General features: G+C 38.6%; 24 protein-coding genes. 6 read left to right on the forward strand and 18 right to left on the reverse strand.

Features of this window, described 5'->3' with window-relative positions; translation table 11 throughout:
* Positions 1-261: 261 nt before the first annotated feature.
* From UN64_RS08005 to ylbD, 3 genes are all read right to left on the reverse strand, one after another.
* Positions 262-693, reverse strand: a complete 432-nt coding sequence (locus UN64_RS08005) for a hypothetical protein (protein WP_077361508.1) — start codon at positions 691-693, stop codon at positions 262-264.
* Between the two features lie 66 nt (positions 694-759).
* Positions 760-1,047 carry a YlbE-like family protein gene (locus tag UN64_RS08010; protein WP_077361510.1) on the reverse strand — a complete coding sequence of 96 codons (288 nt, stop codon included), beginning with the start codon at positions 1,045-1,047 and terminating at the stop codon, positions 760-762.
* Positions 1,048-1,062: 15 nt separating this feature from the next.
* Positions 1,063-1,464 (reverse strand): spore coat protein YlbD, encoded by a 402-nt coding sequence (gene ylbD / locus UN64_RS08015; RefSeq protein WP_171978828.1) that lies wholly within the window; start codon positions 1,462-1,464, stop codon positions 1,063-1,065.
* 385 nt (positions 1,465-1,849) lie between these two features.
* Between ylbD and UN64_RS08020 the strand changes: the two genes are divergently transcribed.
* Complete coding sequence (locus UN64_RS08020; protein ID WP_077361514.1) at positions 1,850-2,329, forward strand: PaaI family thioesterase; 480 nt, start codon at positions 1,850-1,852, stop codon at positions 2,327-2,329.
* A 48-nt stretch (positions 2,330-2,377) separates the two neighbouring features.
* Here UN64_RS08020 and UN64_RS08025 read toward each other — a convergent pair whose 3' ends face one another.
* Together UN64_RS08025 and UN64_RS08030 are read right to left on the reverse strand one after the other, a co-directional pair.
* The gene (locus tag UN64_RS08025; protein ID WP_077361516.1) at positions 2,378-3,409 is read right to left on the reverse strand and encodes a CAP domain-containing protein; all 1,032 of its coding nucleotides are present in this window, start codon (positions 3,407-3,409) and stop codon (positions 2,378-2,380) included.
* A gap of 279 nt (positions 3,410-3,688) precedes the next feature.
* A complete protein-coding gene (locus tag UN64_RS08030) occupies positions 3,689-4,117 on the reverse strand; it encodes a CBS domain-containing protein (RefSeq protein ID WP_077361518.1) in 429 nt (142 codons plus the stop codon).
* A 159-nt stretch (positions 4,118-4,276) separates the two neighbouring features.
* On the opposite strand from UN64_RS08030, the gene UN64_RS08035 reads away from it, so the two are divergent.
* Positions 4,277-4,627 carry a YugN family protein gene (locus tag UN64_RS08035; RefSeq protein WP_077361520.1) on the forward strand — a complete coding sequence of 117 codons (351 nt, stop codon included), beginning with the start codon at positions 4,277-4,279 and terminating at the stop codon, positions 4,625-4,627.
* A gap of 36 nt (positions 4,628-4,663) precedes the next feature.
* Here the strand turns inward: UN64_RS08035 and UN64_RS08040 are convergent, their stop codons facing one another.
* The 7 genes from UN64_RS08040 to cyoE all read right to left on the reverse strand — a co-directional run bounded on the left by UN64_RS08040 (position 4,664) and on the right by cyoE (position 11,422).
* Entirely contained in the window at positions 4,664-5,386 is a 723-nt protein-coding gene (locus UN64_RS08040) for a nucleotidyltransferase domain-containing protein (protein WP_306460358.1), read from the reverse strand.
* A 98-nt stretch (positions 5,387-5,484) separates the two neighbouring features.
* Positions 5,485-6,354 (reverse strand): cytochrome c oxidase assembly protein, encoded by an 870-nt coding sequence (locus UN64_RS08045; RefSeq protein WP_171978829.1) that lies wholly within the window; start codon positions 6,352-6,354, stop codon positions 5,485-5,487.
* A gap of 135 nt (positions 6,355-6,489) precedes the next feature.
* Entirely contained in the window at positions 6,490-6,834 is a 345-nt protein-coding gene (locus UN64_RS08050; protein ID WP_066289065.1) for a cytochrome C oxidase subunit IV family protein, read from the reverse strand.
* 3 nt (positions 6,835-6,837) lie between these two features.
* A complete protein-coding gene (locus tag UN64_RS08055) occupies positions 6,838-7,458 on the reverse strand; it encodes a cytochrome c oxidase subunit 3 (RefSeq protein ID WP_077361524.1) in 621 nt (206 codons plus the stop codon).
* Complete coding sequence (gene ctaD, locus UN64_RS08060; protein WP_077361526.1) at positions 7,458-9,302, reverse strand: cytochrome c oxidase subunit I; 1,845 nt, start codon at positions 9,300-9,302, stop codon at positions 7,458-7,460. Before ctaD ends, UN64_RS08055 begins: the two co-directional genes overlap by 1 nt.
* Positions 9,303-9,332: 30 nt before the next feature.
* Positions 9,333-10,352, reverse strand: a complete 1,020-nt coding sequence (gene coxB / locus UN64_RS08065; RefSeq protein WP_066289058.1) for a cytochrome c oxidase subunit II — start codon at positions 10,350-10,352, stop codon at positions 9,333-9,335.
* A 176-nt stretch (positions 10,353-10,528) separates the two neighbouring features.
* Complete coding sequence (gene cyoE / locus UN64_RS08070) at positions 10,529-11,422, reverse strand: heme o synthase (protein WP_077363667.1); 894 nt, start codon at positions 11,420-11,422, stop codon at positions 10,529-10,531.
* Between the two features lie 386 nt (positions 11,423-11,808).
* Between cyoE and UN64_RS08075 the strand changes: the two genes are divergently transcribed.
* On the forward strand, positions 11,809-12,699 hold the full coding sequence (locus UN64_RS08075) for a COX15/CtaA family protein (RefSeq protein WP_077361528.1): 891 nt from the start codon (positions 11,809-11,811) through the stop codon (positions 12,697-12,699).
* Between the two features lie 270 nt (positions 12,700-12,969).
* Here the strand turns inward: UN64_RS08075 and pyc are convergent, their stop codons facing one another.
* The 3 genes from pyc to UN64_RS08090 form a co-directional block, all read right to left on the reverse strand.
* Complete coding sequence (gene pyc, locus UN64_RS08080; RefSeq protein ID WP_077361530.1) at positions 12,970-16,413, reverse strand: pyruvate carboxylase; 3,444 nt, start codon at positions 16,411-16,413, stop codon at positions 12,970-12,972.
* Between the two features lie 22 nt (positions 16,414-16,435).
* Positions 16,436-17,596: a putative lipid II flippase FtsW gene (ftsW, locus tag UN64_RS08085; RefSeq protein ID WP_139343065.1), complete on the reverse strand. Its 1,161-nt coding sequence runs from the start codon at positions 17,594-17,596 to the stop codon at positions 16,436-16,438.
* Positions 17,597-17,795: 199 nt separating this feature from the next.
* Positions 17,796-18,065, reverse strand: a complete 270-nt coding sequence (locus UN64_RS08090; RefSeq protein ID WP_413466112.1) for an Fpa/YlaN family protein — start codon at positions 18,063-18,065, stop codon at positions 17,796-17,798.
* 142 nt (positions 18,066-18,207) lie between these two features.
* Between UN64_RS08090 and UN64_RS08095 the strand changes: the two genes are divergently transcribed.
* Positions 18,208-18,711, forward strand: coding sequence for a hypothetical protein (locus UN64_RS08095; RefSeq protein WP_077361534.1), 504 nt, complete (start codon positions 18,208-18,210; stop codon positions 18,709-18,711).
* A gap of 66 nt (positions 18,712-18,777) precedes the next feature.
* Here UN64_RS08095 and UN64_RS08100 read toward each other — a convergent pair whose 3' ends face one another.
* Complete coding sequence (locus UN64_RS08100; RefSeq protein ID WP_077361536.1) at positions 18,778-20,112, reverse strand: PhoH family protein; 1,335 nt, start codon at positions 20,110-20,112, stop codon at positions 18,778-18,780.
* A 138-nt stretch (positions 20,113-20,250) separates the two neighbouring features.
* Here UN64_RS08100 and UN64_RS08105 point away from each other — a divergent pair, with 138 nt between their 5' ends.
* Positions 20,251-20,886, forward strand: coding sequence for a YhcN/YlaJ family sporulation lipoprotein (locus tag UN64_RS08105; RefSeq protein ID WP_077361538.1), 636 nt, complete (start codon positions 20,251-20,253; stop codon positions 20,884-20,886).
* A 289-nt stretch (positions 20,887-21,175) separates the two neighbouring features.
* Entirely contained in the window at positions 21,176-21,376 is a 201-nt protein-coding gene (locus UN64_RS08110) for a YlaI family protein (RefSeq protein ID WP_077361540.1), read from the forward strand.
* A gap of 430 nt (positions 21,377-21,806) precedes the next feature.
* On the opposite strand, the gene UN64_RS08120 is transcribed toward UN64_RS08110, so the two are convergent.
* Both UN64_RS08120 and UN64_RS08125 read right to left on the reverse strand, forming a co-directional pair.
* Positions 21,807-22,085: a hypothetical protein gene (locus tag UN64_RS08120; RefSeq protein WP_077361544.1), complete on the reverse strand. Its 279-nt coding sequence runs from the start codon at positions 22,083-22,085 to the stop codon at positions 21,807-21,809.
* Between the two features lie 15 nt (positions 22,086-22,100).
* On the reverse strand, positions 22,101-22,379 hold the full coding sequence (locus UN64_RS08125; protein ID WP_245802029.1) for a YlaH-like family protein: 279 nt from the start codon (positions 22,377-22,379) through the stop codon (positions 22,101-22,103).
* Positions 22,380-22,402: the final 23 nt, after the last annotated feature.

Genomic DNA, 22,402 nt, shown 5'->3' on the forward strand with positions numbered 1-22,402 from the left:
CACAGGCGTCTATTTGAAGTAAATAAAAGGCTGTTCTCTTCTATAAGATTGTAGCTTTTGAGTATTTTGTTACCTTTCTTCATTGACAAGTTGATTGGAGCGCAAGGTGCGAGACTCCTGCGGGATCAGCGTGACAGGTGAGACCCTGGCAGGCTTGATTAGCCTAAGGGGCTCACCGCACGCCCTGCGGAAAGCGAGCATACTGGAGCGGAAATTAACAACTTACAAGACCCAAACAAAAAAACCCTTCGGATAGAAGAGTCAGCGAATATGAACATATATATTTTTTTTAATTCCGTAATCTGATCCGTCTTTTTTCTTAAGCTGAAGTGTAATCGTATGTTTACCCACGCTCATATTTTTCAATACAAAGATAGACTTATTTGCATTCATCGTCCATTTCCCATCTACAAAAACAGCCATATACCCATTCAAACGATCCATACCTTTTGAAGCATTCTCTTGAAAAGAAAATCGAGGAATAATATTTTCTACATAGATGTGCTGTTTTTTTACACGGTAGTTAATAGCCCAGTCTTTCTCCATCAACGGATATACACCTGATGCTTCAACTGCTTCAAAATTATCTAACTCATTTTGCTTTGCAGAATCTCTATAGTTAAACCCTAATATAACTATAGATACAATAAATATGAAACAGGCGGCTAGTAACATTGCCTTTCTTTTATTCATAAAAAAACCACTCCTTATAGGAATAGTTTTTTCCAAATTTTATTATATTATCCGCCTGTTGTTTGATTACCCTTCAGGCATAGGAGGATTAAATCCATCTGGCTGCATTGCATCATCTGACGTCTCCCCCATAACAGAGATTAATTCCATTAAAAGTCCAAAGTTTTGCAGCTGCTGGTGAAACCGGTCTACTCTCTGGCCAAATGTACGGCCGTAAAATACTTTCGCGCTTTCTTCCAGTTCTGCCACCGAAAAAGGATTGCGGCTTAACTTTCTATACCATTCCGGTTTTTCTCTAATATAGTATTTGAGGTCAGGTCTTGTATTTAAGTAATCCTGGATTTCTCTCCGCACAACACACACATCCTTTTAATCTTTGTAAGAAGGATAATCATTTATCTTTTTTTCCGGCAGCTGGTTTGGTCTGTCAGACTGATTATTAAACTGCTGTAAAAGTTCCTGAACCGCGTCCATTAAACTGCCAAATTGGGATAAGTATTTCTGAACATCGTTGATTTGAAGTTTGCTAAGCCCAGCGATAATATCTCCGATCGTTAGCTCTGCTTTCATCTTTTTTGCAGATGAAGTCCGTTTATCATGCTGTTTTTTCTTTTCCTTAGAATATTGATTCCAGCTTTCATGCTCTTCTCCTAACACAATCCAATCCTGATAAACTTCTTTCCAAGGCCGTTTATTTTTTTGTACTTCTTTTATTAATTCAGGATGTTTGTGCACAAATTCCTTAAAACTTTCGATATCAGTCTTTACCACAGAATCCACCCCCAGCCGTCCACTGACGAATCATGTTTTACTACATGATACATAAATGCCCAGTAATTGGTGCGCCCATTTTTCGTAAAATTTATAAGTTGATTCTGTTTACTTTATTCCGCAGTGCCTAAAAAGGTACAATAAAAATAAAAGGCTGTTTTCTAAAAGATTGCAATTTGAAGAGGTTGATTTCCGCTACAGGTGCTCGCTTTCCGCGGGGCGTGCGGTGAGCCTCCTTGCGCATTGCGCCATCAGGAGTCTCACCTGTCCCGCTGATCCCGCAGGAGTCTCGCACCTTGCGCTCCAATCAACATATCAAAGAAGTGCAAAAACAAAAGCAACATTCTTTAGAAAATGGCCAAAAAAAGATTGAGGGAATGCATCTGTGGATATTAAAGACGAATTGAACCGTTTTATTGATGAAAGCAGCGATCAAGAAAAAAAGGCTATGAAAATATTTTTAAACAGCCTGATAGCTAAACGAGAAAATACAAACCTTACTCATATCGCTTCCTTATTGCAATTCAAAACTACACTTATAGATGAGAAAACTTTGGAAATGGAAATGCCAAATTCACCTTTGCTTGATAACTCTATTGGAATTGTTCACGGCGGACTTACTGCAACATTGCTTGACACAGCCTTAGGCACTTTAGCAAGCCATGTCCCTGGAAATAAAAAGGGAGCAGTAACTGTTGAGTTAAAAGTCGATTATCTAAGCCCAGGTATTGGTGAAAAATTCATTTGCAGAGCCGAAGTGGTTCATAATGGACGTCAATTGGTGCGAATGGAAGGGAAAGTAAGAAATGAAAAAGGCAACTTAATAGCTTCAGCTTCTGGAACATTCTTTAAGCTTCCAGAATGAAACCTCGTAAATAAAGAAGAGCTGAGACATCAAGTCAGCTCTTCTTTATTATTCAGCAGGAATAAGGAAGTTTTGCGTATAGTACTTCTTATAAGCTCCTACCCCTAAATGGGTATATTCATCGTTGAGCATTGTCTTTCGATGTCCCTCACTGTTCATCCAGCCCTCAACTGCTGCGATGCCATCAGTGTAGTTTGCAGCAATGTTTTCCCCAGCTTGCTGAAACTCAACATTTCCTTCTTGCAGCCGGTCAGAAAGAGTTCTTCCATCTTTGCTCTCATGTGAAAAATATTGCTGGTCCAACATATCCTTAGAATGTAAGAAGGAAACATCCGATGCACTTTCATCCCATTGCAGCGGGTTCTTACTATATTTTAATCTGATAATATTCGTCAGTTCAAAAATTTGCTGTTCTTCTGAATGATCAATTTTATTTTGTTTTTCTTCAGATATTTCAGCAGTTTCTGGAAGGTCTCCCCTGTAAACAATAGAATATGGCTTTTGTTTTAATAAAATATCGGAGGTGGTGTATCTAACACTTGATAATTTATTTGTAAATTTATCAAAGTACAATTGCACCCACATATCTTCTCCAACATTAATAAGCGGTCTAAGCATAACTTCCTGTTCGGAAAGTTCGAATCTGAAAAAATCTGCGCCATCGTTAATCGTAACGTCACTTTCAATAGGAAATTGCTGAATGATGCTGTTAGAAGAATCGCCAATTGTGAAAGGTTTCGTATTCAACTCAGAACCAATAGCAAAAATGGTAACTACTTTGCCATTTTGAACGCCAGCCTGCATGTATCCTTTAGGACTCCTGCTGCCATATATCAGCCACTCATAATCATATGCTGACGGGTCAACTCTTTCAGGTTCCCCCCATTGCTTTTTAAAAGTGTCTACATCTTTGCCAAGCCAATTAGATAAAGCTTCTTCTGGAATTTTTAATGGTTCTTCTACGTATTTTAATTTAGTTTCAGATGGCTCTTTTTCAAGTGAAAATTCCGGCAGTACATCATAAAAAAACAAACCAATCAAGATCACTACAGATAGAAAAAAAGTAACCAATCCACGCATAATGGTTCCCCCTGTGTCTTTCATCTCCTTATAGTTTAGCATATAGAGGGATTTACAGGGTTAATAAAAGAAACGAGGCTGACTCAAAATTAAAAACCTTTTAAGTCATGCCTCATTTTATTTAAACCTATTTAGATAACGTACATTGTTATATAATAGCAGGTTATCTAATAAACTCGATTAGAATGTTGACGATTTTATTTATTTTTTATTTTGACAAAAATAAAAAATTAGCGGCTGCCAAAAGTAAGTTTACCTTACTTTTGGGATAGTCCCATTTTATTGCAATTGATCTCTCTGTTCTGAAACTTCACTTAAAGTATGTCCTGCCGCATTATCACTTTCTTTATTAAGAGAAATATCACCTAAAGAAATGATTCCTACCAATTTATTGTTCTCTACGATCGGAAGTCTTCTGATTTGTTTATCTGCCATAAGCTCAGCAGCTTCCTTCACGCTCATTTCAGGTGATCCCGTATACAAATCTTCACTCATGATATCAGAAACTTGAGTAGAGCCTGGGCGTTTCTCTGCTACGCCTCTTACTACGATATCGCGGTCTGTAATTACCCCTATTATCTGTTCGTTTTCACAAACTGGGATAACACCTACATTATCTTGTTTCATTTTTACAGCTACTTCGTAAACATTGTCCAAAGGCGTTACAAAGTCTACATCTCTAGTCATAATATCACTTAATTTTTTCATGAATATTGCCTCCATTTATATTAATATTGATACCTTTTATCTTTTGCGTTAGAAGGACAAATATGCATGTTTTTGACAATGATTGCATCTTTAGCGCTTTCATAATATCATTAAGAAGTGATTGTTATTTTTTATTGAATTTTCCTAGGAGGTTTCACAATGAAATTTGAAGAAAGCGGCTTAAACGGGAAGGTAATTGAATTCTCACTTTTAGAACATGTCATGGACAGCCACGGAATGATCCGCGCAGGGCAATGGGACTATGACCGTATTACATACGATTACAAATTTGAAGACATGACAAACGGCGATGTTTATTATTTCCGTTTTCCTTGCCATGTGGTTGAAGGAGAAACTGAAACACCGCATGCTAAGATTGAACTTGGCACTCCATATTTAGGCAAGCATTATTATCCGCACGGTGTCGAATATGATGAAGAGTTTCCAAAACATGTCGTTAACCAATGCAACAAGTTGATTGAAGCACTTCATAATGAACTCCATGTATAACATAAAAAAATCCCTCTGATCATGAGGGATTTTTTTCTATTCAGCTGCGATTTCAGGTGCATGTGAGGAATAACCTTCAAAAAGCCTGCCGCCGTATGGAGAGATTGTTTCATCAACAAATTGAATCACACCTGCTTTTTCACGGCTGCTATAATAAAGGTTAAAAACCTCGGCAAAATCATCTGCAAATGATTCATCGAACTCCTTTAATGCCCTAATAATCCACTTACCTTCTCCAATCCAATGACCGTTGACCCTAAGCACAAATTCATGCGTTAAGTCGGCTAGCTTTGACACAATAAATAGATCCTCAATCTCATTTTTGGATCCTTCAAGATCATTTAGTAGGTCTGTTATATGATATCTTGCCTTCTCAATTTCATTTGATTTCCACGGTGTGGGTCCTGCTTTTAAAATCTGGAGCGCTTCATTTTTTATCCGGGAAGCATGTCCCGTATCACGAAGAATGATGCCTTCTGCACACATTTGAGGAAGAGATGGCCTCGCTCTATCAATATTTTCCTTGAAAAAATTTTTATAAGTAAACATATTATGGACGAATACTTCTATGGGCCAACCAAATTCAAAAAGAGATTGGCGATACGATTCTCCAACCGTGCTGTCGATAATAATGATATCCAGATCGGAACTTTCCGTTTCTTCTCCTCTGACGACACTGCCAGCCAAATATGCTATTTCACAGTTTGGAAAATAAGATTCTATAAATTTGCTTGCTGCCTGTCTTGCGCTGATTCTCATAATTTTCTTCTCCTTCACAATTGGCTTCTATATATCATTCTACATAAAGCATGCCGTTTCATTTTTTTTGACAAAAAAATAACCAGAACATAGGCTGGTTATTTCATCTCGGGATTAAGTCTGTTATTTTGGCTTTTTATCATTTCTAAATCGGCTTTATCACGGGCTCGTTCTTTTTTCACCCATCTGAAGAATATTAAGCCCAATACAAATGCATAAATGACTTCTTGGAAAATCTTCATGGTAACACCGCCAACGTGCTGATCCTCGGATGGAGTCATTGCAGCGTAAAGCTGAGGAACATTTCTGTATGTCTCATATAGCTGATAATCAGCAAACATGATCAATGCACAGGCTGGTGTCATCAAAACTCCATTCGCAAAAACATATCCTACCTTCTTTATATCCGAAAGCGTATCAAGCTCCTTTACAGGACAAAGAACCGGCCACCACATCGTGAAAGCAGTCACGATAAGAACAAAGTGATAAGTATAATGCAGAAATACATTTGATACAGCAGCATCAAATACTACCGGTATATGATAAAAAGAAAAAAGAGTATTAAATACTAACAATGCTATTAAAGGTTTTGTGAGTGCTTTAAAAACACTTAAAATCAAAGGGCTTCTATCTAGCCAATTTTTCCATTTTTGTTTTGGAACAGCCAATATGACCAAAGGTGCTATCATCAGGTATAATACAGCCATTTGTGCCATATGAACACTAAAGAGATAATGGTGCCCTAATATCTGAATAGGCGTTCCTTTTATAGCTATATATAGAACAATAGCTGATACCATTGCAGCTATATTCCACTTAGTCGCGATATTACTTCCGTCTTTTCCTTTCATGATCCATCGGAAATAAAGTATGGCAAGCAGGATTGAAATGATATATACAGATGGCGGATAAAGCTCACTCCAGCTAAACTCACTTAAACTTGAAGGCATATGATGATTATGATGCAATTTTGTCATCTCCTTTAGGGGTACTGCTCGTCTTAACTATAACAGTATTTAGAAGCCTTGTAATGTCAATACAGAAACAATTCTTAATTTTGTAACAAATAAAAAAGGGCTGCATTTAAGCAGCCCCATTGATTATTACGATGTCCAGATCATTCCCATTAAGGATGCTACTGTAATTGCTGCAACTAAAACACCGCTTGCCATTCCCCAAATTGGGAAGTCATGGCCTTTGTGGCTTAAGTGCATCCAGATATACAGCTGGAAGAACACTTGCACAACAGCCAAAGTAAGGATAAAGATGACAGCGAATGAATCACTGATCTTGTCACTCCAAATCGCGAAAAACGCAACGATCGTAAGAAGAATCATCATAACAAAGGAAACGTTATGGTGCTTTCGTTCCTCTTTTAAGGCAAGTTTACGCTGAATCTCCTCATGACGATGTACGGTTGGTTCAGTAGTTTTATGGTGATCAGCCATTGCTTACCCCACCTTTCCCATTAGATAAACAACTGTAAAAATGAATACCCATACAACATCGACAAAGTGCCAGTATAGTGCAAACAAATAATACTTAGGTGCGTTAGCTAATGTGATGCCTCTGTTCCAGTTTCTAGCTAATAATGTAGAAATCCATAAGATCCCGAATAGTACGTGTCCTCCGTGGAACCCAACTAGTGTATAGAAAGCAGAACCAAATGCGGAGCTGGTAAATGTATGTCCTTCGTGAACATAGTGGATGAACTCGTAAATTTCAAGGCCCAGGAATCCAAGTCCTAATAGTAATGTTACGATAAACCATCCTTGCAAAGAACGTACTTTGTTTTGTTTTAATGAAAGAACTGCATATACACTTGTAAGTGAGCTTGTTAAAAGCAGCATGGTTGCAAGAAATACTAATGGCAGTGAAAATAATTCTTCACCAGACGGACCATCTAAATGCATATTTCTAAGACCAAGATACGTTCCAAAAAGAGTAGCAAATAGGACAGTTTCTCCACCTAGGAAAAGCCAGAATCCTACAAACTTATTTTTACCTTCAAGGGTAGCTTTTTCCGGGTGTGCAGGAAAATTAGCATCTGTTAAACGTTCTCCAGCATTCATTAAGCTCTACCCCCTTTAATGTCAGCTTCAACTTCTTCTTTATGGATATGATATCCATGGTCGTCTATAACAGAGCGAAGGAACATTGTGATTAATACTAATCCTAAACCAGCCCCGGCAACAATCCAGTTCGCATAAATAAATCCAAAACCAGAAATAAACAAACCTAATGACATTATAAACGGAAGAATCGAGCCATTTGGCATATGAATTTCTCCTACAGGTTCAGCTGGTGTCATTTCACCATTGCCAGCTGCCTTTTCTACATACAATGCATCCAGACCACGAACAAGCGGTGTTTGTGCAAAGTTGTATTCAGGTGTTGGAACTGGCATTGCCCATTCAAGCGTACGCCCATCCCAAGGATCTTTAGTTGTTGCATATTTAGATGAAGCAGAAATAATGATATTAATTAATAGTACAATTGTTCCAGCACCCATAAGAATAGCACCGATCGTACTAACGAAGTTTGCTCCATCTAGTTCCTGACCAGACATATATGTATATACACGTCTAGGCATACCCATCAATCCTAACCAGTGCTGTGGAAAGAACGTTAGGTGGAATCCGATAAAGAACAACCAGAAGTTCCATTTTCCAAGAGTTTCATTCAGTACACGGTTAAACATTCTTGGATACCAGTAGTATAACCCGGCGAACAATCCTAAAATCAAACCTCCAACGATAACATAATGGAAGTGAGCTACTACGAAATAACTGTCATGGTACTGATAGTCTGCCGCGGGAACAGATAGCATAACCCCTGTAACTCCACCCATAACGAACGTAGGAATAAAGCCAACTGCGAACAGCATGGCTGTTGTAAAACGGATTTGTCCCCCCCACATCGTGAAGATCCAGTTGAAGATCTTAACACCTGTAGGAATCGCAATTGCCATTGTTGCTACTGCAAAGATTGAGTTCGCAACCGGTCCAAGACCAACAGTAAACATGTGGTGGACCCATACCATAAATCCTAAGAAACCGATGAGTACTGTCGCAAATACCATTGCACTGTAACCAAACAAACGTTTGCTAGAGAAGGTAGATACGATTTCAGAGATAATACCAAATGCAGGTAAGATCAAAATATATACTTCTGGGTGTCCAAATATCCAGAAAATATGCTCCCAGATTAATACGTTTCCGCCCATGTCCGCATTAAAGAAATTAGCATCAAAAACACGTTCAAACATGAGTAGGAAAATACCTACTGTCAAAGCAGGGAATGCGAACAAAATAAGTCCAGAGGTTACGAATGAAGCCCATGTAAACAACGGCATACGCATAAATGTCATACCAGGTGCCCGCATATTAATAACAGTTACCAGGAAGTTAATACCCCCAGCAAGTGTCCCTGCCCCTGCAATCTGAAGACCCAGTACGTAGAAATCCACTCCAGTATCTTCCGCAACAGTTGACAATGGTGCGTAAGCTGTCCATCCAGCTTCAGGTGCTCCGCCTAAGAACCAGCTTAGGTTCAGCAATAGACCGCCAAAGAAAAATAACCAAAAACCTACTGCATTCACAAATGGGAATGCTACGTCACGCGCTCCGATCTGCAATGGAAGGATCGCGTTCATAAAACCAAAGATGATCGGCATCGCTGCCAAGAAGATCATCGTTGTTCCGTGCATCGTTAATAATTGATTGTAAAGTTCACCAGTGAAGATTTTGCTATCTGGTTCCATTAACTGAATACGCATTAAGATGGCTTCAAGTCCTCCGATTAAGAAGAAGAACCCGCCAGCCAAAAGATACAAAATACCGATTTTTTTATGGTCAACGGTAGTGAGCCAATCCATTAGCCCACTTCTCTTTTTGTGACTTTCGTGAGTTGCCACGGTGTAACCTCCTTTTTTCAATGCTTAAGACTATTTCAATTTAAGACCTAACAAGTAATCTGAAACAGCATCAATTTCCTCATCAGAAAGGTTCACTTTTGGCATGTTGTTGCCTGGTTTCACTTCTTGAGGATCTTTTATCCATGCTTTCAGATTTTCTTTGTTATGTTCTAAGATACCTGCTACACGGTCTTTATCACCAAAACCAGTTAAGCTTGGTCCTGTGTTACCGCCTTCTTGTCCAACAGCGTGGCAAGATAAGCAGTTCTTTTCAAAGACTTGTTGTCCATTAGCATTAGCAGAAGATTTACCGTCTGCAGCCTTATAGCTTGCAACCCAGTTCTTATAGTCTTCTTTAGAAACAACTCTTACTTTGAAATCCATTAAAGCATGTGATGCACCACAAAGCTCGGCACACTTACCTTTGTAAACAACATCTGTCTTGCTTCCAGTATCAAACCACATATAGTTCTTGTTTTTATCCCCAGGGTTTGTATCTGTTTTACCAGCTAATGACGGAATCCAGAATGAGTGGATAACATCAGCTGAAGATAGTTCCACGTGAACTTTTGTATCTGCAGGAAGTACTAATTCCTGTGAAGTAATTAACTCTTCTTTTGGATACTCAAATTCCCACCAATATTGGTGTCCAGTTACTTTAATGCTCAATTCATTTTTTGAAGCTGGTTTCGCATCTGCAGAAAATTCAAACGTTCTCATAACAGTTGGCACCGCTAAAATGATTAGCAAAAGAATAGGGATCACTGTCCATAACAACTCAAGCATGTGGTTACCTTCCACTTGCTTAGGTGTTGAAGTATCTCCTTTTTTCTTTCTAAACTTTAATAATACAAATGCATAAAGAACGAAAACTACCACTAGAACCAGAATCATAATACTAATTGAAATCAGCATTAGCTGGAACTGTTTGTCAGCAACTTCACCTTGCGGAATTAACGCCGATAGAGTCGGATCTCCGCACCCCATCAATAAGAGTGCCAACATGGCAAATAAGGAAACCAGACGTCCTTTTTGTAGCCATTTTTTCATCACTACATATACCCCACTTTCTCGTTGTAGTCTGTCTTGACTGATCTTCTTTCTATTCAATTCAAATAATTATATTTGAATGGAAATAGCTAAATAGCTTTTTGAAAGCCCTTTTATGTAAAGGCAATTACAGGAACAGCGCAGATTTACGCTGTTCCAGAGAGTAAACAAAGATTTTATATATTAACTAGAATCATAGCGACAAACATGATTGTCATGTAATTCAATGAATAAACAAACATCATACGGGCCCATTTCATATCATCTTTCGTTTTTAATCCTGAAAGTGCTAAGATTAGCCATCCTGTACCTAATACAGCTGCCAAAATTAGATATAACATTCCAAAATCAAATAAGTAAAGAGATACTGGAAGCAATGCAGCTACATACCAGATCATCTGACGCTTAGTAATCCCAAAACCGGATACTACTGGAAGCATTGGTATGCCTGCTTTTCGATAATCTTCGCAGCGTTTCATGGCAAGTGCCAGAAAATGCGGCGGCTGCCATAAGAACATGATAAGGAATAGAATCCATGCTACCCAATGAAGGTTAGCATCTACTGCAGCCCAGCCGATTAGCGGAGGTACTGCTCCCGAAATCCCTCCAACAACCGTGTTAATTGAGTGAGTGCGCTTCAGCCACAATGTATATACGATAACATATACAAAGAGTCCGATTAATCCAATTACTGCAGCTGTGGGCGTTGTCATTGCAAGCATTACAGTTCCTATAGCTGATAGAATAATTCCCACCCAAAGGACCTGACTCGCAGAAATACGGCCTGTAACAGTTGGTCTTTCAATTGTTCTTTCCATAAGCTGATCGATATCTCTGTCAATATAGTTATTTAAACAGCATCCTCCGGCAATAACTAAAGCAGCACCAAGTATACACAATACTAATGTAAGAATGTTGTCAGTAAACAAATAACCGTTATACTTTAGGGCCAGGAAGAATCCTGCAAAAGTTGTAATCAGATTGCTCATTACAATACCGAGTTTGGCGATGGTTAAAAAATCTTTCCAAGTACCCGTTGGATTTGCTTCTGAAAGAGGTCCTGGTTCCATAACCTTGTTAGCGGCTTCATATGCAGTTGGTGTTTTGCTCAACACAGATACACCTCCTTCTAAGGAAAAATTCAGTTCCAATTCTTTCTTCAAGTGTAAGATAAGCCCTCATTCATTCTATATGGGCTTGTAAGTAAAATCAACGGTTAAAAATTGTCTCTATCTGTTCACAATATGTAAAGTAGATTGATTTACCCATATGATAGGATAAGATTATACAAAGAAAGTAAAGAAAATGTCCTTTAACATTATAAAACAAAACATGTACTTTGTATACTTCGACTAATACTGACAGTACCTTATATTATTTGTACTATCAGGCTGACATGAATACCAGCAAATTTTTTTACAATTTTGTGAAGTTTATAGAACTCTAAAGCAGGTGAATGAAATTGAAAAGAGCTTATCAAATTTTCTCTATTATTACATCATTCGGTATGCTGCTCGTTTTACTTATGGGAGCAGTTGTCACAAAAACAGATTCAGGCGACGGCTGCGGTAATTCTTGGCCCCTTTGCTATGGTGAATTGCTGCCGACTCAGCCTAAGCTTGAAACGATCATTGAAGTCAGTCACCGCTATGTATCTGCATGGCTAGGAATTTTAGTTATCATTTTAGCAATATGGGCGTGGAAAAGAGATCCACATAGAAAAGAAATTAAAATACTGGCTGGATCTGCTGTGTTTTTCATTGTTCTTCAAGGTCTTCTAGGAGCCGCAGCAGTTATATGGAGTCAGTCATCAGCTGTACTTGCTTCTCATTTTGGTTTCTCACTCGTATCATTTGCCAGTGTGGTGCTTCTTGCACTGCTATCTTTTGAGAAACGTGAAGATCCCTTTGTGGCAAGAGTTTCTACAGCATTTAAAAAGAATCTTTATTGGCTCTTTGCTTACCTATATGCAGTAGTTTATACAGGCGCGCTAGTAAGGCACACAGGCTCAAGCATGGGATGCGGACCAGAGTTCCCGTCCTGCAGCGGTACAATAGCTGAATTTGGTTCTCAAGCGAGCATACATCTTCTCCACCGAATTGCAGCTATCGTATTATTCCTGTGGATCGTATACTCGTGGTACCACGCTAGGAAGCATTATAGAAATCAAAAAGCATTAAATAAAGGTTTACAGTTTGCTGCACTATTTGTTTTACTTCAAGGGGTTTCTGGCGCAATGATCGTCTTATCAAACTTAAACTTATTTGTAGCATTATCACACGGATTAATTATTTCTTTCTTGTTCGGAGCACTTAGTTTCGTAACTTTAATCGTTTATCGAAAATAATTATTAAAAAGCTGACAGAGGTTCTTTTTAAGGACTTTTCTGTCAGCTTTTTTGTACTATTCACTTACTATCAGAGGTATTTTTAAACGCAATTTGAAGAAATCTGCGAATATATTCACCAATTATTGTAATAATTTCACCCTTTAGGGCAATAATTTCACCCATTAACAAGATATATTGACGAACGTGGAAATTTCACAACATCCCCCTATTAAAATCACCCTACATACAACAAAAAGACGTCTCTTATTGAGACGCCTTTTTTAGTGATTATTTTTCCAATTCGATCAATAGGTCTCCAGCGCTGATGCCTTCTCCATTTTGTACAGAAATGGATTTAACGCGGCCGTCGAATGGTGCTTGAACGGTTGTTTCCATTTTCATGGCTTCCGTAATCATCAAATGATCACCCTTCTTCACTTTTTCACCTTGCTCAACCAGCACTTTAATTACTGTTCCTGGCATACTAGCACCGATTTGTGAAGGATTTGAAGGATCTACCTTTTGTTTAGCTGTAACGGTTACTTTTGCACTTTCGTCAATTACTACAATCTCACGTGACTGTCCGTTAAGCTCAAAATAGAGAACTCTAGATCCATCACTTTGAGCTTCCCCAATCGAAACCAGTTTTACGATAAGGGTTTTTCCTTGTTCAATTTCAACTTCAATTTCTTCGCCTAATGTCATGCCATAGAAAAATGTCGGAGTATCCAGCACAGATATATCTCCAAATTGAGCATACATCTTCTCACGGTCTAAGAAAACCTTCGGATACAAAGCATAGGCGAGAACATCAAAGCTTGTAACTTGGCGGTTGATCTTATGGAATAACGTCTCTTTAATGTCATTAAAATCAGCAGCTTCAAGTGTTTCGCCAGGTCTTACAGTTAATGGCTCTCTGCCTTTTAAGATAATCTGCTGAAGTTCTCGTGGGAATCCTTGATACGGCTGACCGAGGTGACCTTGGAAGAATTCCACTACTGAATCAGGGAAGTCCAGTGATTCTCCTCTTTCATACACCTCATCCTCGGTTAAGTTGTTTTGAACCATATAAAGTGCCATGTCCCCCACTACTTTAGATGACGGTGTAACTTTAACAACATCGCCGAACATGTCATTAACTCTTCTGTACATCTGCTTCACTTCATCCCAGCGTTCTCCTAGACCAACAGCTTTCGCTTGCTGCTGAAGATTACTGAACTGGCCGCCAGGCATTTCATGTTCATATACCTCAGGATCTGGAGCATTCATACCGTTTTCAAAGCCAGAGTAATACTTTCTGATATCTTCCCAATATGCGGAAAGCTGATTTGCACTTTGAATGTTTAAGTCAGGCTGTCTTTCGTTTCCAGTTAAAGCGTAATATAAAGAGTTAGCGCTTGGCTGTGATGTTTGACCTGACATTGAGCTTACTGCAACATCCACAATATCTACACCCGCTTCTGCAGCTTTCGCATAGGTATAAATACCATTTCCGCTCGTATCATGCGTATGCAGATGGATTGGAATGTTAATTGAATCTTTCAGGGCCGAAACAAGATCATAAGCAGCCTGCGGCTTTAACAGACCTGCCATATCTTTAATAGCAAGAATATGTGCTCCTTCTTGTTCAAGTTCCTTGGCAAGATTCACATAATAGTTCAGATCATATTTCGTACGGCTTGCATCTAGAATATCACCTGTATAGCAAATAGCTGCTTCGGCAATTTTACCTGTTTCACGAACTGCGTGAATAGCAACTTTCATGCCTTCAAGCCAGTTTAAACTGTCAAAGATTCTAAAGACATCTATCCCGGCCATTGCAGATTTTTTAACAAATTCTTCAATGACGTTGTCAGGATAATTTTTATAGCCGACTGCATTCGATGCCCTTAAAAGCATTTGGAACAATACATTTGGAGCTTTTTCTCTAAGCTTTAAAAGCCTGTCCCACGGATCCTCATTTAAGAAACGGTATGCAACATCAAACGTTGCTCCACCCCACATTTCCATTGAGAACATATCTGGCCAAAGTCTTGCAGTTGGCTCTGCGATATGAAGGAGGTCATTCGTTCTAACACGTGTTGCCAGCAGCGACTGATGCCCGTCTCGGAATGTAGTATCTGTAAGCAGCAGCTTCTTTTGATCTTTAACCCATTGAGCTACTGCTTCCGGGCCTTCACTGTCCAGCAATTGTTTAGTGCCATTAGGAATTGGCTCAGAATTTTTTACTTTCGGTATGCGTGGTTGATCAAACGATGGCTTCTCTTGTTTTTGAAGACCAGGGAATCCATTAATCGTTGTCGCTCCAATATATGAAAGCATCTTTGTTCCTCTATCCTTGCGTTTAGGGAACACAAATAATTCACTGCTCGTATCAATAAAGGAAGTATCATAGTCTCCCGATAAGAATTTTTGGTGAGTTACAACGTTCTCAAGGAAAGCTATGTTAGTCTTGATCCCGCGAATACGGAATTCTTTTAAATTTCTTAACATTTTAGATGCAGCTTGTTCATAGGACAACGCCCATGTTGAAACTTTCACAAGCAACGAATCATAAAATGGCGTGATGACTGCACCTTGGTAGCCATTGCCTGCGTCGAGTCTTACTCCAAAACCGCCGCCTGAACGGTACGCCATGATTTTTCCTGTATCTGGCATGAACTGATTTGCTGGATCTTCTGTAGTAACACGTGATTGAATGGCATAACCATGACAATAAATATCCTGTTGCTGCGGGATTCCTAATTCTTTACTATGCAGAGAGAAGCCCTGAGCAATCAGAATTTGTGATTGTACAATGTCAATACCTGTTACCATCTCAGTAATGGTATGCTCTACCTGTACACGGGGATTTACTTCGATAAAATAAAACTCACCGGATGGAGTAACAAGATACTCTACAGTGCCTGCATTCACGTATCCAACATGCTCCATTAAGGAAACGGCTGATTCGCAAATTTCGTGGCGCAATTCCTCGGTCAATGAAACGCTTGGTGCTACCTCGACTACTTTTTGATGTCTTCTCTGAACGGAACAGTCACGCTCATATAAATGAACGAGATTTCCTTCATAGTCTCCAAGGATCTGTACTTCAATATGTTTTGGTTTATCTAAGAATTTTTCAACATAAACTTCGTCTTTACCAAAAGCGGCTTTTGCTTCAGATTTTGCTCTATCAAAGCTTTCAGCTAATGAATTCTCACTTCTTACGATTCGCATACCTCGGCCGCCGCCGCCCATGGATGCTTTAATAATTATTGGAAAACCATGTTGTTCTGCAAAAGACCTTACCTCATCTAAAGAGTTAACAGGACCATCACTTCCTGGGATAACCGGAATGTTCGCATCAATAGCTGCTTGTCTTGCTTTAACTTTATCCCCGAAAACATCCAGATGTTTTTCTTCTGGTCCGATAAAGATAATTCCCTCTTCACGGCATCGCTCTGCAAACTCTTTATTCTCTGATAAGAAACCATAACCCGGATGAATTCCATCTACTCCATTTGCCTTTGCGATTTCAATAATTCCTTCGATATCGAGATAAGCATCTATCGGTTTTTTTCCTTCCCCGACAAGGTAGGCTTCATCTGCTTTATAACGATGGTAGGAACCAGTATCTTCCTTTGAATATATTGCTACTGTTCGAATATCCAGTTCTGTACATGCTCTGAAAATTCGGATTGCAATTTCTCCTCGGTTTGCTACTAAGACTTTGCTAATTTTTCTGCTCATACAAGTTCCTCTCCTTTTACCGTTACAAGATTGCTTTTAAGCTTTTGTTCTTTACACTCGGTTGTTTTTCAGGCACTTTCTTATTCAGTTTTACTTTTGCAGAAATATTTATTAGAATCCCCATCGATGTCAGAAACAAGAGAAGGGAAGATCCACCATAAGATATAAAAGGAAGCGGGACACCAGTAATAGGCAATAAACCTACTGCAGCTCCTAAGTTAACAACTGTTTGAATACCGATCATTCCAGATATTCCGAAAGCTAGGAGGCTCGTGTAAGTATCGTCGCTCTGCATACCGATCCAGAATCCCCTCAATACGATATACCCCAAAAGAGCAATAATTAAAAACACTCCTATGAAACCTAATTCCTCTGCAATGATCGCTATAATGAAATCGGTATGGGGTTCAGGCAAAAAGCCGTACTTTTGAATGCTTTGTCCTAGACCGCTTCCCGTAATACCCCCAGCTGCTATAGAAATATAGCCGTTAACGAGTTGATATCCATCACCAGCTGGATTTTTAAAGGGTGCATACGCGGCATCAAAACGTGAAAGCTGTTCCTCGCTCAGCTGAAAATAAATGCCGAGCCCCACGATTCCGGCTAAAGCTGCCATTGAAAAGATATGTTTAAATTTAATCCCTGAACAGAAAAGGATAATTCCTGCTACTCCTGCGACAATTAGCGCCGTTCCTAGATCCGGCTGTAAAATGATCAAAATAAACATTATGGCAAAGATGCTAAGAGGAGGAATGACTCCTTTTTTAAAGTCATGCATTTTGCCTTGCTTTTTTGAATAGATCGCAGCCAAATAAATGGCAAGAGTTAATTTAATGAACTCTGCAGGCTGAATTCCGACAGGTCCTATGTATAACCAGCTTTTTGCATTATTTACTTCCCGGCCAAAAATTAAAACGGCAACTAGCACTCCAATGGACACCAGTACGATAGGCAGCATCATTTTTTTATAGATTTGTACATTGAATCTCATTGTAAAGTACATGAAAAGCAGCCCTGCAATTAAAAAGATGAGCTGTCTAGTAAAGAAAAAACTGCTGCTATAATCGTATTTATTTATCGTTACCCCTATACTTGCACTGTAGATCATGACTAAACCAGAACTGCACAACAAAAGTACGGCCACTAAAAGAGAATAGTCATAGGGTCTTACTGCTTTTTTCACGTTTTCCACCTTTCTCCTCTCTAAATTCATAATTATTAGATATTGTAACACATAAAACCTTTTTTCTTATTGATTCAGCCCGGAGACATTCTCTTAAACATATTATTTCGTAACATTGTATCAGTTTTTGATTAAAAATAAAGATTTCTTCATAAATATAAAAAAATCCAGTCCAAATGTTTTTCGGACTGGCTGTGTATCATTTTTTCATCGATGCATCGTGCAATGCAGTAAGCTGCTTTTCGAGCGACTCTAATAATTGTTTCCCCGCTTCTTCTTCTACCAGATTTAAGCGGACTGCAAAATCTATTTCACGGGATAAACCAAACATTTGCGTATCCAATACTTCCTCATAGAGGGGACATTGTGGCATTGTTAAGTTTTCCATTTGAACTTCAATTAATTTCAGGATTTTATCTGCATCTGCTTTTAAGAGTTCAAATGCCCTTTCCCGATGTCCAGTTGCCATCTCAGCTGACAATGATCATCCCTCCGTTCGCACGAATTTCTACCTTTAAATATAAAGGTTTGTCTAAAAAAAATCAACATATTACAGTATTCACATAATCATGCTATGCTTTTAATAGCGTTTTCAAATCAAGGAGGTACATATGGAATTCATAGTTGCACTTAACGGGAAAGTAAACTACCCGCTTACTTTAGATCCTGGTGTTTGGATTTTTGATGATAGAAAAGAAGATCTGGACACGTTGTTCGATAAGAAAGGAGACAAAGAAAGCGAGCAAGAGAAATACTTAAAAGACGTTTCTGCCCACTGGGACAGAGAATTGCAGGAAGGTGCTGTCCCTCCATCTGAAAAAGAGAAGCAAAAACCTAAGACGACTTTAAAAGAAACTCTTCTTACAAGTTCTTTCGCTATATCTTTATCTTATTTTATCTATAATGCACAACCGCACCCTGACGCAGAAAGAGTACTCATTGAATCAGGGGACGGAAATGTTGAAATCACAATTAAAGAAGCTCAAGATGGTTACCTGGCTTTTTCTGAAAACGGCAAACCATTAAAAACAGATGGACCTGTTCACTTTTATTTTGGAGATGGACGAAACAAAGAAAATCCAATTAAGCGCATTACATCTATCACTCTTCTATAAACACTCTTCTATAAAAAATTATCTGGAATAATGAAAGGCAGCTCTTTTCGGAGCTGTCTTTTTCGTTTAAAGCAGATCTGCTGCTATTTGTGCCAATGAAGATCGTTCACCTTTTTCCAGTCGCACATGACCGCTGACTGCCTGATCTTTAAATTTTTCCACCACATATGTTAATCCGTTTGTAAATTCATCTAAATAAGGATGATCAATTTGCTGAGGATCACCGAGCAAAACAATTTTGCTTCCTTCCCCTACCCTTGTAAGAATGGTTTTCACTTCATGTTTAGTCAGGTTTTGAGCTTCATCTATAATGATAAACTGATCTGGCAGACTTCTTCCTCTGATGTAAGTGAGTGCTTCAACATGTATAGAACCAATGCCAGCTAGAATTTTTTCCAGTTCACCTTGTTTTTTTGTATTGAACAGATATTCAAGATTATCATAGACAGGCTGCATCCAAGGTTTGAGCTTTTCTTCTTTTTCCCCTGGCAGATAACCGATATCTTTTCCTACTGGTACAATCGGACGAGCGATAAATAATTTGATATAATCCTTCAAGTCTTCTGTCTGAAGCAATGCTGCAGCCAGTGTTATAAGTGTTTTACCAGTGCCTGCTTTTCCAATCAGTGTAACCAGGGGAAGGTCTTTTCGAAGCAAAAGTTCAAATGCCATTTTTTGCTGAACATTTCTAGCCCGGATTCCCCATATCTGCTCAGAATCATAACGCAAGGGTTTTAGAGTCTTACCGAACTCGTCTACTTTCCCAAGAGCCGAAACGGACGACCTGAATACATCCTTTAAGATCACAAACTGATGGGGATAAAAGGAGTGCCCTGTAAGTTCGATCAGCTGCAGTTCATTCTTCTCATAAAATTTACTCAGAAGTTCACCTTGTACATAAATTTCTTTATACCCTGTATACGTCTGGTCATTCTTATCGATAACCCTGTCGCTTAAAAAATCTTCTGCTTCTATACCAAGAGCATCTGCTTTAACACGGACCAATACATCTTTTGAAACTAATATCACTTTCATGCCGCTTTTTTTTGCCTCTTCTTCTTGTTTTAAATTCAAAGTAACAGCTAATATGCGATTATCGTTTGTGGGTTCAACAAACGTTTCCTGAAGCCTCTGAAAAGATTTATGGTTAAGCTCAACACGAAGTTTTCCTCCATTTTCAAGAGGAACACCTTGATGCAGTTTTCCATTCTGTCTTACACGGTCAATTAAACGGGAAACTTCTCTTGCATTCCTTCCAATTTCGTCCATATAACGTTTCTTGGAATCCACTTCTTCTAAAACTACGGCAGGTATTATGACTTCACTGTCTCCAAAAGATTGTATGGAATAAGGATCCTGCAAAAGCACGTTTGTATCTAGGACGTATCGTTTATTCAACATTCAGCCTCCTGACTTAAATGTAATCCTATCTATTAAGTGCATTTTTATGGACTGCCTATTAAAAATGTATGTTTGAAGGAATAAAGTTAGAAGAATGAACAAAAAATAACGGAAATGACTTGGAAGGACTGATATTCATTGAAAACATTACGAATAGTTGCAGTCTTAAGTGCAATCTTTGTTCTATTTGGCTGCATGAATGAAAATAATAACGATAATGCTCAGCAAGCTGATAAAAATACGCCACGTCTTACTAAAGTAAATCAAACGGCAGAAAGTAAAAAACCAGATCAGCCAAAAGGCTCTCAAGAAATATCACGTCATCTCGTCGGATTAGCTACAGGAATTCCTGGTGTTGAAGATGCTACAGCTGTTGTTTTAGGCCCATATGCTGTTGTAGGTATAGATGTAGACCGTAAGCTTGATAATTCACGAGTTGGTTCGATTAAATATTCCGTTGCTGAAGCTCTTAAAAACGATCCTAATGGCAAAAATGCAGTTGTAACTGCCGACCCTGATGTTGTTGAAAGACTCCGTCAAATGGGAAGACAGATTCGACAAGGACATCCGATCGGGGGAATCGCTAAAGAACTAGCAGGGATTGTCGGCCGTTTAATGCCGCAAGTTCCGCACAGCCTTCAAACGGATAAACCTTCTCCAACTGAAACAAATAACAGTCAGCTTTCTGAAAAAGAGGAGCGCCAGTTGAAAAATGACCAGCAAAAGCAAGAAAAAGCAGATAAAAACCAGCCGCAGCGTTTGAATGAAAGCTGAAATTAATGAGACTGATGAGGGAATTCCCATGTCAGTCTTTTTTATCTTGATTAGTGTGGCTTTTGTCGAAAATCGTGTATTTATCATTTAACGTGCGATTTTCCAAATTAACGTGCGATTATTAAAAAGTACTGCATATTCAAAATAGTTTGTCTTTTTAAGTCGTACATCTTTTGTTAGAGTCCTCTTGGAAAACACAGTGACCACCAAGCTCCACTACAGTGCTCCAATTCCTTTACTTAATTTACATTTTTCTTTATGGTATACTGTTTGAAAGAGGTGAAATACGATGCGTGTAAAATGCGTATTATGCGATAATATTGAAGTTATTGAAAATGAATGTTCACTTGCAAAGAAATTGCGAAATAGACCGATACACACCTTTATGTGCGAACCATGCAAAGAGCGAATCACTAGAAAAACTGCCCAGCGGGAAGCTACAGGTAATTTTACTTTATACAAAAGTCCAGATACGAACAATGACTGGTAACCGTTTATTGGATTGGACTTTTTATGGTACAATTGCCGGCACCTTGCTGGCTTGTTTTTTTTATACAATAGAACGAGGATTTGGAATAAACCTTTATACGTTTTTAGTGAATATTGACTTTTTGCCTTTACTTGATTACATTATTTATTCTTTACTGATCCAGTTCGTATCGCATATTTTGATTTCTGTGATCTTGATTGCTTTAGTTGATATTTTGTCTGCAGCATTTAATCACCCATACCTTATTTCTGTAATCATAAACGCTTTTATGTCCTTTACCTTTTTTCCTCTTTATCATGTCGCTGTCACAAAGCCTTTTCACCCCCCATTTATCTTGCCATTTTTACTTTGGTTTATCGGACACCTTTTATTTGCTGTCTTAATTGGATATTTTGTTTCATTTCTCCATAAAAAAAGAAGCGCTGACTAATCAGCACTCCTCGTTAAACCTTGGTTCATTTTGAATTCCTTCGTATAAAGCATCCACTGCGTCAACAAAGAATCGTTCTGTGTATTCAACCCCATCTACCTCGAATAAGACGATGTAGAAAGGTCCTTGAACGGAAACAGATTGTATGTTTACCCGGTGATCTTCTCTTAATATCTCACTAAAAAATTCAAAAGTATCTTCTGCAGCTAAATCATTGGGACGTTCTTCATGTACTTTTTTAATGCTTAGCCAGTTGGAAAGAGCATCTGTGAGTTTCATGTTGAACCTCCTGTTTTAGCCGTTTTCTTTTTTGCTTTGATATAATCTTACTTTGTAAATAATTAAGATGAGCGCAGCCACAATCAATCCTTCAGCAACGGGAAGGCCTATTCCAAAGAAGGCTAAAGGCATACAGCCGATTATTAAAAACAAATAGATCAATGCTGATTTTAAAGGCGGCAGTTTTTTTGCGAATCCTAATTTAAAAACAATAATGCTAAGCACTGTAATGATTAAATACAACAGCAAGAAAGCTCTGACAGGGTCATTTTCAATCCCCAGCAGCAAAGCCATTGAGGATGAATCTTCACCTGTCG

Origin of the sequence: Fictibacillus arsenicus (genome assembly GCF_001999465.1) — a bacterium.
Lineage (GTDB): Bacteria > Bacillota > Bacilli > Bacillales > Fictibacillaceae > Fictibacillus > Fictibacillus arsenicus.